Origin of the sequence: Salmonella sp. WC3, from assembly GCF_042932255.1 — a bacterium.
Classification (GTDB): domain Bacteria; phylum Pseudomonadota; class Gammaproteobacteria; order Enterobacterales; family Enterobacteriaceae; genus Salmonella; species Salmonella enterica.
Genome location: NZ_CP170629.1, coordinates 1,894,477 through 1,908,188, shown reverse-complemented (window position 1 = coordinate 1,908,188; position 13,712 = coordinate 1,894,477). Strand labels below are relative to the sequence as shown.

Annotated in this window: 8 protein-coding genes; 3 read left to right on the top strand and 5 right to left on the bottom strand. The window is 55.0% G+C overall.

What is annotated here, in order from left to right:
* Positions 1-207: 207 nt before the first annotated feature.
* The 5 genes from serS to lrp all read right to left on the bottom strand — a co-directional run bounded on the left by serS (position 208) and on the right by lrp (position 8,571).
* Positions 208-1,500: a serine--tRNA ligase gene (gene serS, locus ACFK9X_RS09015; RefSeq protein WP_000886697.1), complete on the bottom strand. Its 1,293-nt coding sequence runs from the start codon at positions 1,498-1,500 to the stop codon at positions 208-210.
* Positions 1,501-1,758: 258 nt separating this feature from the next.
* A complete protein-coding gene (rarA, locus tag ACFK9X_RS09010) occupies positions 1,759-3,102 on the bottom strand; it encodes a replication-associated recombination protein RarA (protein ID WP_151116216.1) in 1,344 nt (447 codons plus the stop codon).
* Between the two features lie 9 nt (positions 3,103-3,111).
* A complete protein-coding gene (lolA, locus tag ACFK9X_RS09005) occupies positions 3,112-3,723 on the bottom strand; it encodes an outer membrane lipoprotein chaperone LolA (protein WP_001765126.1) in 612 nt (203 codons plus the stop codon).
* A gap of 142 nt (positions 3,724-3,865) precedes the next feature.
* The gene (gene ftsK, locus ACFK9X_RS09000; RefSeq protein WP_151116214.1) at positions 3,866-7,942 is read right to left on the bottom strand and encodes a DNA translocase FtsK; all 4,077 of its coding nucleotides are present in this window, start codon (positions 7,940-7,942) and stop codon (positions 3,866-3,868) included.
* A gap of 134 nt (positions 7,943-8,076) precedes the next feature.
* Positions 8,077-8,571 carry a leucine-responsive transcriptional regulator Lrp gene (gene lrp / locus ACFK9X_RS08995; protein WP_000228469.1) on the bottom strand — a complete coding sequence of 165 codons (495 nt, stop codon included), beginning with the start codon at positions 8,569-8,571 and terminating at the stop codon, positions 8,077-8,079.
* A gap of 546 nt (positions 8,572-9,117) precedes the next feature.
* Here lrp and trxB point away from each other — a divergent pair.
* The 3 genes from trxB (at position 9,118) to cydC (ending at position 13,688) form a co-directional block, all read left to right on the top strand.
* A complete protein-coding gene (trxB, locus tag ACFK9X_RS08990; protein WP_115286149.1) occupies positions 9,118-10,086 on the top strand; it encodes a thioredoxin-disulfide reductase in 969 nt (322 codons plus the stop codon).
* A gap of 113 nt (positions 10,087-10,199) precedes the next feature.
* Positions 10,200-11,966 (top strand): cysteine/glutathione ABC transporter permease/ATP-binding protein CydD, encoded by a 1,767-nt coding sequence (gene cydD, locus ACFK9X_RS08985; RefSeq protein WP_151116212.1) that lies wholly within the window; start codon positions 10,200-10,202, stop codon positions 11,964-11,966.
* On the top strand, positions 11,967-13,688 hold the full coding sequence (gene cydC, locus ACFK9X_RS08980; protein ID WP_151116211.1) for a cysteine/glutathione ABC transporter ATP-binding protein/permease CydC: 1,722 nt from the start codon (positions 11,967-11,969) through the stop codon (positions 13,686-13,688).
* The last annotated feature ends 24 nt before the right edge of the window (positions 13,689-13,712 follow it).

Genomic DNA, 13,712 nt, shown 5'->3' with positions numbered 1-13,712 from the left:
AAGCAATAAAACGATGTATAGAATTTTATATAGCGACAACTTCGCTATAAAGTCTGATATATATCGAAAAAATAGAAAAATAGTGTTAAAAACTGACCTTCATTCGAAATCAGTATTACCCCTAATAGGGTAGGAATTATTGTCCGGTATCAAACTGGCATAAAAAAAGCGCCCGAAGGCGCTTTTTAGAAGAGGAGAAAGCGAGGATTAGCCGATATATTCCAGTCCGTTCATGTACGGACGTAATACTTCCGGCACTTCAATGCGGCCATCAGCCTGCTGATAGTTTTCCATCACAGCCACCAGGGTACGACCTACCGCCAGACCAGAACCATTCAGGGTATGGACCAGACGGGTCTTTTTGTCGGACTTGCTGCGACAACGTGCCTGCATACGACGCGCCTGGAAGTCCCAGACGTTAGAGCAGGAAGAGATCTCGCGGTAGGTATTCTGCGCCGGAACCCAGACTTCGAGGTCATAGGTTTTGCAGGCGCCGAAGCCCATATCGCCAGTGCACAGAATGATTTTACGGTACGGCAGTCCCAGTAGCTGGAGCACTTTTTCCGCGTGGCCGGTCATCTCTTCCAACGCAGCCATAGAATCTTCCGGGCGAACGATCTGCACCATCTCAACTTTGTCAAACTGATGCATACGAATCAGGCCACGGGTATCACGACCATAAGAACCTGCTTCAGAACGGAAACAAGGCGTATGCGCCGTCATTTTAATCGGCAGCTGATCTTCGTCGATGATTTCATCGCGTACCAGATTGGTCAGCGGAACCTCCGCCGTCGGGATCAAAGCATAGTTGCTGCTGTCTGCTTCTTCTTCCAGCGGACGGGTATGGAACAAGTCGCCTGCGAATTTCGGCAGTTGACCGGTGCCATACAGCGTGTCGTGGTTAACCAGATACGGCACGTAGTTTTCGCTATAGCCGTGCTGTTCCGTATGCAGATCCAACATGAACTGCGACAATGCGCGATGCATACGCGCAATCTGTCCTTTCATCACCACAAAACGGGAGCCGGTCAGCTTAACCGCGGCGGCAAAGTCGAGGCCGGAGTGCATTTCCCCTAAGGTGACGTGATCGCGGATTTCAAAATCAAACTCACGCGGGGTACCCCAGCGGCTGACTTCAACGTTGTCGTTTTCATCTTTACCTACCGGCACTTCATCCGCAGGCAGGTTTGGGATGGTCAGCGCGATATCGCGGATCTCCGCCAGCAAGGTATCCAGCTCGGCTTTCGCCGCATCCAGCTCTTCGCCCAGTTTATTCACTTCCAGGCGTAAAGGCTCGATATCTTCCCCGCGCGCTTTCGCCTGGCCGATGGATTTCGATCGAGAATTACGCTCCGCCTGCAGGTTTTCCGTGTTGACCTGCAAAACTTTACGACGCTCTTCAAGAGCTCGCAGCTTATCTACATCCAGCTTAAAGCCCCGGCGTGCCAGTTTTTCAGCGACTGCGTCTGGCTCATTACGCAGCAGATTGGGATCGAGCATGCTTATCCTGTGCTTATCGAATAATAAAAGGAAACGCGATCAATTGATGATCGCCTCTGATTGTATTGATGAACGTAAACCGCGTTTACGTAATAGCGACGTTTTCGCCTTACCTGACCGACGACAGCAACAACGCATCCATTGCGCTATACCCGCGGACCTCATAAGCAACGTGCTATCAGGCATAACGAGATTCATCATCAACGCCATGATACCTGGAGCATCATATTTAGAGATAACCTTACCGCAACGTTTACACTAGCGGTAGCGTTTTGTGGGGCTATTTTGATCCTGTTCAGCCAGCCAGGCGAGCTTTTCGCCAATCTTGCCTTCCAGACCACGATTTGTCGGATGATAATAGCGCGTTTGCGCGATTTCCGGCGGGAAGTACACTTCACCCGCAGCATAGGCATTGGGCTCATCGTGGGCATAGCGGTACTCCTGGCCATAGCCCATCTCTTTCATCAGTTTGGTTGGCGCATTACGCAGATGGACAGGAACGTCATAATCAGGACGTTCGCGCGCGTCGGCCAGCGCAGCCTTAAAGGCGGTATAGACGGCGTTGCTCTTCGGCGCGCAGGCGAGATAAACGATAGCCTGCGCGATCGCCCTTTCGCCTTCAGCCGGGCCAACGCGGGTGAAACAATCCCATGCGGCAATGGCGACCTGCATCGCGCGCGGATCGGCATTACCCACATCTTCCGAGGCAATCGCCAGGCAGCGACGCGCCACGTACAGCGGATCGCCTCCCGCGGTAATGATACGGGCATACCAATAGAGGGCGGCATCCGGCGCGCTGCCGCGCACTGATTTATGTAAGGCGGAAATAAGATCGTAGAAGCGATCGCCTTTGTTATCAAAACGCGCGCTGCGCTCGCCGGCGATCTCGGTCAACAAGGCGGGCAATAAAACGCGTTTGCCGCTGTCATCCGCCTCCGCCATATCGGCCATCATTTCCAGCGTATTTAAGGCGCGCCGCGCGTCGCCATTGACCAACTCAGCAATCGCTCGCCGTGTCTCATCCGGTAACACGATATCCTGATCGCCGTAACCACGCGTTTTGTCCTGCATCGCCTGGTCCAGTACTTGCTCGATATCGTCAGTGGTCAACGATTTCAGCAGATAGACCCGCGCTCGCGACAATAGCGCCGAGTTCAGCTCAAAAGAGGGATTTTCCGTGGTCGCGCCGATAAAGGTGATAGTGCCATCTTCGATATGCGGTAAAAAGGCGTCCTGCTGGCTTTTGTTAAAGCGATGCACTTCATCGACAAACAGGATGGTACGGCGACCAGCATTACGATTCTGGCAGGCGCGCTCGATAGCTTCACGAATCTCTTTTACCCCAGAAGTGACGGCGGAAATACGCTCGACATCGGCGCTGGCGTAGCGGGCGATCACTTCAGCGAGCGTGGTTTTCCCCGTCCCTGGCGGCCCCCATAAAATCATGGAGTGCAGATGCCCGGCCTCAATAGCGCGTGGCAACGGCTTACCTGCGGCCAGCAAATGCTGCTGGCCGATATACTGCGCTAAATTTTCCGGCCGCATTCGCGCGGCCAGCGGTTGAAACGTATTATCAGAAAAATCGAGCGACAGATTGCTCACTCATCGCCTCTACTTACGTTGGTCGTCTATCGTTACCCCTTGCGGCGGAGTAAACGTAAATTTTGACGGCTCAACAGCGCCGTTTTGCTGGGATTTTAGCTGATAGGCGCTACGCTGATCGTCTTGTTCTACGGCGCTAAACTGGTGGATAGTCCCGTCGCGTCCCACATTGATGGTGAACTGTTTCAGATTGCCGTTGCTGGCTTTCGGCGTCAGCACAAAATTATCGCCATCCTGCTTAATATTATACTGCTGCCAGTCGCTGGCCTGGTTGCGGGCAATCAGCATAAACGGTGTATTTCCGGTGGCATCTTTCAACCACGTGGCGGTAGCCTGTTCTACAAACGGGTTATAGAACCATAACGTTTTGCCGTCAGAAACCAGAATACTCTCGTCAGGTTGCGTCATATGCCAGTTGAATAGATTTGGCCGCTTAACCCATAAATCACCCTGTCCCTCCTGCACCGCGGCACCGCTGCCATCGGTGACTTTTTGAGTAAAGGTGGCATGAAAGCTGCTCACTTTATCCAGACGGCTTTTCAGAGAGCTGGCGGCGTCAGCCCATACGCTGCTGGCTACAACGCTTGAAAGTAATGCACAGGCGATTGCCATTTTTTTCATCATTATTCCTCAGGTTTCGACACTCCCGACCAGGAGCTCCTTTTGCTTTCTATTCCAGGCCAAAAATCAGCATGAGGAAAGAAGAAAATACTGAATTTTGTTGCCGGATGGCAGCCTGCACAGCGCCATCCGGCTTACAGGTTTACTCAAAAGGCGGCGGAGCCAGCACTTCACGATTACCGTTATGCCCCTGAGCGCTGACAATACCCTGCGCTTCCATCTGTTCGATAATACGCGCCGCACGGTTATAGCCGATGCGGAACTGACGCTGAACGCCGGAAATGGACGCTTTACGCTTCTGGGTGACGAAATTAACGGCCTGATCGAATAGCGCATCTAATTCTTCGCCGCCGTCAAAACCGCCACCGCCACCTTCGCTTTCGCTGTCGGAGGTAATGCCATCCACATATTGCGGACGACCGCGCGCTTTCCAGTCCTGCACCACCGCATGGACTTCCTGGTCACGCACAAACGCCCCATGGACACGTACCGGCATGGTGGAGTTTGGTCCGGAATAGAGCATGTCCCCCATTCCCAATAGCGACTCAGCGCCACCCTGATCAAGAATGGTGCGGGAGTCGATCTTACTGGATACGGTAAAAGCGATACGGGTTGGTATGTTGGCTTTAATTAAACCAGTAATCACATCGACCGACGGACGCTGCGTCGCCAGTACCAGGTGAATCCCCGCGGCGCGCGCTTTCTGCGCCAGACGCGCGATCAGCTCTTCAACTTTTTTACCGACGGTCATCATCAGGTCGGCAAATTCATCAACCAGTACCACGATATACGGGAGTTTTTCCAGAACCGGATGCTGAACATCCATACTGTCGCCCGGCTTCCAGTACGGGTCCGGAATCGGACGCCCCATGCGGGCCGCTTCGGCGATTTTCTCGTTATACCCAGCCAGATTACGCACGCCGAGCGCGGACATCAGCTTATAGCGACGCTCCATCTCATTGACGCTCCAGCGTAACGCGTTAGCCGCGTCTTTCATGTCGGTAACAACTTCTGTCAGCAGATGCGGTATACCTTCATAGACCGAGAGTTCTAACATTTTCGGGTCGATCATGATAAAGCGAACGTCTTCCGGCTGCGCTTTATACAGCATACTGAGGATCATGGCGTTAACCCCGACCGACTTACCGGAACCGGTCGTACCGGCCACCAGCAGGTGAGGCATTTTCGCCAGATCCGCCACTACCGGATCGCCCGCGATATCCTTACCTAACACCACGGTAAGCGGCGACGGATTCTCGCGGAATTTGGCGTTATCCAACACTTCGCGCAGATAAACGGTTTGCCGTTTCTTGTTCGGCAATTCCAACCCTACGTAAGGTTTGCCTGGAATGACTTCCACAACGCGTACGGCTACCGTTGACAATGAGCGCGCCAGATCCCGGGAAAGGTTGGAGATACGCGCTGCTTTAACGCCCGGGGCCAGATTCAGTTCAAAACGAGTAATGACCGGGCCTGGCGAATAGTTCACCACATCAGCTTTAATGCGGAAATCCGCCAGGCGCGCTTCAACCAGACGCGCCATTTGTTCCAGCGCAAAGGTATCTACCGGTTCAACTTCGCTCGGCGGCGGCGTCAAAAGATCTAACGAAGGCAGCGGCGTCGTCGGACGCTGTAATGGACGACTGTCGCCGTTACGCATCAACAGCGGGTGGATCAGGCTGTCTTGCGGCGCTGTCGGTTGCTGCGGCTGCTGATACTGCGGCTGCGGCGCTACCGGCTGTTGCGGCTGCTGATACTGCGGCTGCGGCGCTGTCGGTTGCTGCGGCTGCTGGTACTGCGGCTGCGGCGCTACCGGCTGTTGCGGCTGCTGATACTGCGGCTGCGGCGCTACCGGCTGTTGCGGCTGCTGATACTGCGGCTGCGGCGCTACCGGCTGTTGCGGCTGCTGATACTGCGGCTGAGGCGCTACCGGCTGTTGCGGCTGCTGATACTGTGGCTGCGGCGCTACCGGCTGCTGCGGCTGCTGATACTGCGGCTGCGGCGCTACAGGTTGCTGAACAGGCGTTGACTCGGGCATGACACCCGGCGTGAACAGCGGTTCGTGCGGACCTTCATCAACCAATACTTTCATTGGCGAGAAATCCAGATCGTCCAGTGAGAACGGCTGCGCGCCAGCGGGTTGCTCGCCGGAATAGCGCTGCTGTTGCGAAGCGGCAAACTGGCGGGCTAATTCAGCTTCCGCAGCGGTATCGTCATCTTCTGCCTGTTGAGTATCATGCTGATACGTCTCACCATAACGATGCTGCTGCGACTGCGCAAACTGACGGGCTAACTCGTCCTGATGCATTGCATCTATTTCTTCATCGGTTAGCTGCGCGCCCGTCTCGTACTGATTGCGCTCCGCCTCGCGGGCTTTTTCTTCTGCAATCCTCTGTGACGGCAGCTTAATACCGTACGACGCCAGTTCCCGTCGGGTCGGCACGCGAACGCGGTTCGGACGCGGCAGTTGCGGACCAATCCCCTCTTTCACCTGCGGACGCGGCGCGCCGCCGGTAGCCAGACTAAATGCAGGCGCAGCGGCCGCGGCGCCTGCTGCCAGGGCGCCACTCTTAATACCTACGTCAAGCGACGCGGCGGCGGCTACCGCTTCCACTGGCGGTATGGACGGCGCGACAGATACCGTAGGTTTGACCGGCACGTTCTCTTTTACCGGCTCCGGAATCGGTTGATACCATGCCGCCAGTTGTTCGCGCTCACGAGCGCGTTTCTCTTCCACCTCTTCAAAATAGTAAAGCGGAGGACGGGCAGGTCTGGTCTCTTCTGTGTCAGGTTCAGGCTCGGTGGCAACCGGCTGTTCGATAACCGGCGGCGGCATGTGAGAAGGTTCAGCCGCTATCGGCTCCGGCTGATAAACCGGCGTCGGCTGATGGGTCGGCTCCGGCTGCCAGTGTTGTTCGGCATCCGGCGCCTGCCATTGCGGCTGTGTTTCCTGCGGCGCAAGAGAGTCATATTCTGCTGCGGTCGCTGGCGTCACGGCGTATTGCGGCGCGGAAGCGACAGGCACAGGTTGCTGCCACGGCGCACTTTGCGCCTCCTGCGGTTGAGCATATTGCGGATGCGGCTGATACCCCTCCGGCGCAGGCGCGATAACCGGCTCGCCGGTTTGCGGCCCCGGTACGGGCTGCCACTCCACGGTCGGTTGCGCGACAACCGGCTCAGCCCCCGGCATGGACGGCGTTTGCATTATGGGATCGGCGGACGCTGCCCACGTCTGGGTGACGGCAGTTGCGGCCGCAGCGGCGGCGACCGGTTCGGTGACAGAATGGCCGTTTAACAGCGGATCATATTCATCATATTCCGGCTGCGTCGCACGGTTGCCCGAAAACAGAACGTCGTCGGGATCGGCAGCGACGCCGCGCGCGCTATACTGAATGTCCTCGTCATCATCCATCCGTTTGCCGGAAAAGAGCGCGGCATCGGTCTGACGGCCCCGTGGATTGCTGAATTTTTCAGCCAGTCGCTTACGACGCGCCAACGCGCCGCGCAAAATACGCGCCCGGCGAGATTCACGCTGCACGCCGTCGGTTTCTTCATCGTATTCGTCATCATACTCTTCGTCGTCAACCCACGTATCATCACGCCGGGTACGGTTGCTGGCGAAGGTCAGTATATTAAGCAGCCAGCCGCCTAATTTTTCGGCGATACTGACCCAGGACCAGCCGGTAAAGAGCGTCAGCCCGGCAGCCCAAATACAGAGAAGCATTATCGTTCCGCCGCTACTATGCAACAACGGCTGCAGCGTGGTGCTTAACAGGCTGCCAATTACGCCGCCAGAGGCGAAATACCAGATATCGTCAGCATTAATGGCCGCCAGACCGCAGGAAGTGAGAATCAGCGCCAGCACGCCGATAAGGCGTAGCGACACAGCAAAATAGTCGATGTAATCATCCGTAGACTGATGACGCCACGCAAACCAACACCCGCCGACAATAATGACAGGGATGGTGTAGGCCATTACGCCAAAAATAAAGAACAGTGTATCGGCCAGCCACGCGCCCGGCGCGCCGCCTAAATTATGGATGGGTTCATGCCAGGCGGTTTGCGACCAACTGGGGTCCGAAGGGTTAAAGCTCAACAAGGCCGCCATCAACCAGACGGCAAAAAGGGCAATAAGTATCAACAACGCTTCCAGAAGTCGGCGCCCGCTGCTTAACTTCGTCAATGTGACGTCTTTGTCTTCAGTATATTCCTGGCTCAAAAAAGGCTCTCCAGGTTCCAGGCTTTTCCCGCCCGATGCTAAAACGGACAACAGCACCGGGTTGCCCCGGCACTGTTGCTGTATGGATTAACAGGAGTGTAATCAAACTACAGCGATTTTGCACCTGTTCCGTGTTAGCGTGTCTTAATAACCAGACGATTACTCTGTTTTACCTCTTCCATCACTACATAAGTTCGGGTGTCGTTCACACCTGGCAAGCGCAGCAACGTCTCTCCCAATAGTTTTCGATACGCTGACATATCCGGTACACGGGTTTTCAACAGGTAGTCGAAATCGCCGGAAACCAAATGACACTCCTGAATCTCTTCAAGCTTTTGCACGGCGGCATTAAACTGTTCAAACACATCCGGCGCGCCGCGATTTAAGGTAATCTCAACGAATACCAGAAGTGACGCATCCAGATAATGCGGGTTCAACAGCGCCGTATAGCCCTGGATAAACCCCTGTCGCTCCAGCCGACGCACACGCTCAAGGCAAGGTGTCGGCGAAAGTCCTACTCGTTTAGAAAGCTCGACGTTGGAAATACGCCCATCCTTTTGCAGTTCATTAAGAATGTTACGATCGATACGGTCGAGATCTTTGCCAGGGCGCTTCTTGCTATCTACCATTATTATTGTCTCTCTGTATTCCTTCCCTACTCCTGCCTGACTCTACTCACATCACTGTTCAGAGTCGCTGCCCATCACAATAGACCGAAACCCAGAGGGATTAACGGCGCGCAATGCCTGGTCTATGGTGAGAAGACCGTTGCCTCGCGGCAGCTATCGACATCACGAATGGCGTCTGTCCACGCCATGCGTAGATTTCACTAGCCCGGTAAACATGGTATTTACATGCATGATTATGCAGCACATACATAACACAGTTTTTTTCTTCCTCGAATGTTTTCGCAAAACAGCAGGTGATTGTCAAAGCAAAACATCGATTTTTAGTACAACATGCCAGTTATTCATTAGAGAGGGCGGTAAACTGTCATTTCGTCACCTTATAAGTTACCGATTTTAATTAAAGTTTGTGATGATAACGTCGCTGTCGCGGTCGTTCATCGGTTCATGCTATTACACATATTGTTAACAAAATCGTTATGCTCTTTTTTTACGTCTGTAAATTCCCTACAATTCTGCTCATTGTCTGCCAACAACTATGGGGATCTCATGGGCACGACCAAACACAGTAAGCTGCTTATTCTGGGCTCAGGACCGGCGGGATATACCGCGGCGGTGTATGCCGCGCGCGCAAATTTACAGCCGGTACTAATTACCGGTATGGAAAAAGGCGGTCAACTGACTACCACGACGGAAGTGGAAAACTGGCCCGGCGATCCAAACGATTTGACCGGCCCGCTGCTGATGGAACGCATGCATGAACATGCGGCAAAATTTGAAACCGAGATAATTTTTGATCACATCAACAAAGTGGATCTGCAAAATCGTCCGTTCCGTCTGACAGGTGACAGCGCAGAGTACACTTGTGATGCGTTGATCATTGCGACCGGCGCTTCCGCGCGCTATCTGGGGCTGCCATCGGAAGAAGCTTTTAAAGGGCGCGGCGTTTCCGCCTGCGCAACCTGCGACGGTTTCTTCTACCGCAACCAGAAAGTGGCGGTGATCGGCGGCGGCAACACCGCAGTTGAAGAAGCGCTTTATCTGTCCAACATCGCTTCGGAAGTGCACCTTATCCATCGCCGTGACGGTTTCCGCGCTGAAAAAATCCTCATTAAGCGCCTGATGGATAAAGTCGAAAATGGCAATATCATTCTGCACACCAACCGGACGCTGGAAGAAGTGACCGGCGATCAGATGGGCGTTACTGGTCTGCGTCTTCGCGACACGCAGCAGAGCGATAATATCGAGACGCTGGACATCGCCGGACTTTTCGTAGCCATCGGTCATAGCCCAAACACGGCGCTCTTCGAAGGCCAGCTTGAGCTGGAAAATGGTTATATCAAAGTTCAGTCCGGCACCCATGGCAACGCCACACAAACCAGCATCTCTGGCGTATTCGCGGCGGGTGACGTTATGGATCATATTTACCGTCAGGCGATCACCTCTGCAGGTACGGGCTGTATGGCGGCGCTGGATGCTGAACGCTATCTCGATGGTCTGGCCGACGCGAGTAAATAGTTTTTACAAATCAGTAACAAAAGTAAAAAAGGCGACTATAAGTCGCCTTTATTTTTGCGTCGTTGTAACATTGCCCTGCCTGAAATTCCAATAACTCACCTGCTAAGCGTGCAATGAATAAAACCCGTCAAAAAGAGCTGACCCGCTGGTTAAAACAGCAAAGCGTAATCTCCCAACGGTGGTTGAATATTTCCCGCCTGTTGGGGTTCATGAGTGGCGTATTAATTGTCGCTCAGGCCTGGATCATGGCGCGTATCCTGCAACATATGATCATGGAGAACATTCCACGGGAAGCGCTGTTGCTCCCTTTTATCCTGCTGATACTGGTCTTTGTCCTCCGCGCCTGGGTGGTGTGGTTGCGCGAGCGCGTCGGTTTTCATGCCGGACAACATATTCGCTTTGAGATCCGCCGTCAGGTGTTGGATCGTCTGCAGCAAGCCGGCCCAGCCTGGATTCAGGGCAAGCCCGCCGGTAGCTGGGCGACGCTGGTGTTGGAGCAGATTGACGATATGCATGACTATTATGCGCGCTATCTGCCGCAAATGGCGCTTGCCGTTTGCGTACCGCTCTTAATCGTGGCGGCGATTTTCCCGTCAAACTGGGCGGCAGCGCTGATTCTGCTGGGCACCGCCCCGCTCATTCCCCTATTTATGGCGATGGTGGGGATGGGCGCGGCTGACGCCAACCGCCGCAATTTCCTGGCGCTTGCCCGGCTAAGCGGCCATTTTCTTGACCGTCTGCGCGGGATGGAAACGCTACGAATTTTCGGTCGTGGAGAAGCGGAAACCGAGAGCATTCGCGCAGCATCGCAGGATTTTCGTCAGCGCACGATGGAAGTACTGCGCCTCGCCTTTTTATCTTCCGGCGTGCTGGAATTTTTCACCTCGCTTTCTATTGCGCTGGTCGCCGTTTATTTTGGCTTCTCTTACCTGGGCGAGCTGAACTTTGGTCATTACGGTACCGGCGTGACGCTCGCCGCCGGGTTCCTCGCCTTGATCCTCGCGCCGGAGTTTTTCCAGCCATTACGCGACCTCGGCACGTTTTATCATGCTAAGGCGCAGGCGGTTGGCGCGGCAGATAGTCTGAAGACGTTTCTGGAAACACCCCTCGCCCACCCGGCGCGCGGCGAAGTTGAGCTGGCGGAAAACGAACCTGTAACCATTGACGCAGTCAATCTTATTATCACCTCGCCAGAAGGCAAAACGCTTGCCGGGCCGCTGAATTTCTCATTAGCGGCAGGAGAACGCGCCGTCCTGGTAGGACGCAGCGGTTCCGGTAAAAGCTCTCTGTTGAATGTATTATCCGGTTTTCTCTCCTATCAGGGATCTTTGCGTATTAACGGTGTCGAGCTTCGCGATCTCTCGCCGGAATCCTGGCGCCAGCATCTCTCCTGGGTTGGGCAAAACCCGCAATTACCTGCAGCGACGCTACGCGAAAATGTATTACTGGCGCGCCCGGACGCCAGCGAGCAGGAACTTTATGCCGCGCTTGACGCCGCATGGGTAAGCGAGTTTTTACCGCTGCTGCCGCAGGGAGTAGACACCCCGCTCGGCAATCATGCCAGCAAACTTTCCGTCGGCCAGGCACAGCGTGTAGCGGTCGCCCGTGCGCTACTTAATCCCTGTCAACTGCTACTGCTGGATGAACCGGCGGCAAGCCTGGACGCTCACAGCGAGCAACGCGTCATGCAGGCGTTAAAAGCGGCGTCAAAACGCCAGACCACATTAATGGTGACGCATCAGTTGGAAGATCTCGCCGACTGGGACGCTATCTGGGTTATGCAAGATGGCGCGATTGTCGAACAAGGCAGTTATGCCGAACTCAGCGCCGCCAACGGCGCTTTTGCGACGTTATTGGCTCATCGTCAGGAGGATATTTAAATGCGCGCGCTACTCCCTTATCTGACGCTTTATAAACGCCATAAATGGATGCTAACGCTGGGAATTGCGCTGGCAATCCTGACCCTGCTTGCCAGTATCGGGCTGCTGACGCTTTCCGGCTGGTTCCTGTCCGCGTCCGCTATCGCAGGCTTCGCGGGAATTTACAGTTTTAACTATATGCTCCCGGCAGCCGGCGTGCGCGGCGCGGCCATTACCCGTACCGCTGGTCGTTATTTTGAACGTCTGGTAAGTCATGACGCCACGTTCCGCGTGCTGCAACATCTGCGTATTTATACCTTTAGCAAACTTTTACCGCTCTCCCCCGCGGGTCTGGCGCGATATCAGCAAGGTGAACTGCTGAACCGCATCGTTGCCGACGTTGACACGCTGGATCATCTCTATTTGCGCGTCATCTCCCCGCTGGTCGGCGCTTTTGTAGTGATTATGATTGTCACCCTGGGGCTTAGCGTTCTCGACGTGACGCTGGCGATCACGCTGGGCGGCATTATGCTGTTGACGCTGTTTATTATGCCGCCGGTGTTTTATCGCGCCGGCAAAAATACCGGCCAAAATATGACGCATCTACGCGGTCAGTATCGCCAGCAGCTCACGTCATGGTTACAGGGCCAGGCGGAACTCACCATTTTTGGCGCCAGCAAACGCTATCGGGCGCAAATGGAAGCCACCGAATTACAATGGCATGAGGCCCAACGCCGACAGTCTGAACTGACCGCCTTATCGCAGGCGTTAATGCTGCTGATTGGCGCGCTGGCGGTGATGTTAATGTTGTGGATGGCCTCCGGCGGCGTTGGCGGCAATACGCAGCCCGGCGCGCTCATCGCGCTGTTTGTCTTCTGCGCGCTGGCGGCTTTCGAGGCGCTTGCGCCCGTTACCGGCGCATTCCAGCATCTGGGGCAGGTTATCGCCTCTGCGCTTCGTATCACTGAATTAACGGAGCAAAAACCGGAGGTGACCTTTCCACAGGCAGAAACTCCCGCGCCGGAAAAGGTCACACTCACCCTGCGGGACGTTTCGTTTCGTTATCCCGACCAGCCGATTAATGCGCTCAATGCCCTCTCATTACAGGCTAATCCTGGCGAGCATGTCGCTATTCTGGGGCGTACCGGCTGCGGAAAATCAACGCTGTTGCAGCTACTCACCCGCGCCTGGGACCCGCAACAAGGCGAAATTCTGCTCAACGATCTTCCGCTATCCTCGCTGAGCGAGTCCGCCTTACGCCGGACTATCAGCGTGATGCCCCAGCGTGTCCACCTGTTCAGCGCCACGCTGCGTGATAATTTATTACTGGCGGCGCCCAATGCCAGCGACGAAGCCCTTTCCGACATGCTGCGTCGCGTCGGCCTCGAAAATCTGCTCGAAGATAGTGGGCTTAATAGCTGGCTCGGCGAAGGCGGTCGCCTGCTATCCGGCGGCGAACTTCGTCGTCTGGCCATCGCCCGCGCGCTGTTGCATGATGCTCCGTTAATGCTGTTGGATGAGCCCACTGAGGGGCTGGATGCGACCACCGAGAGCGAAATGCTGGAATTACTTGCCGATGTGATGCGCGAGAAAACCGTCCTGATGGTGACTCACCGTTTGCGCGGCTTGGCCCGTTTTGATCAAATCATCGTAATGGACGACGGGCGCATCATTGAGCGAGGCACTCATGCAGAATTGTTAGCCGGACAAGGGCGCTATTATCAGTTTAAACAACGTCTGTAAGCTATTATTGAACGATCCGACTTG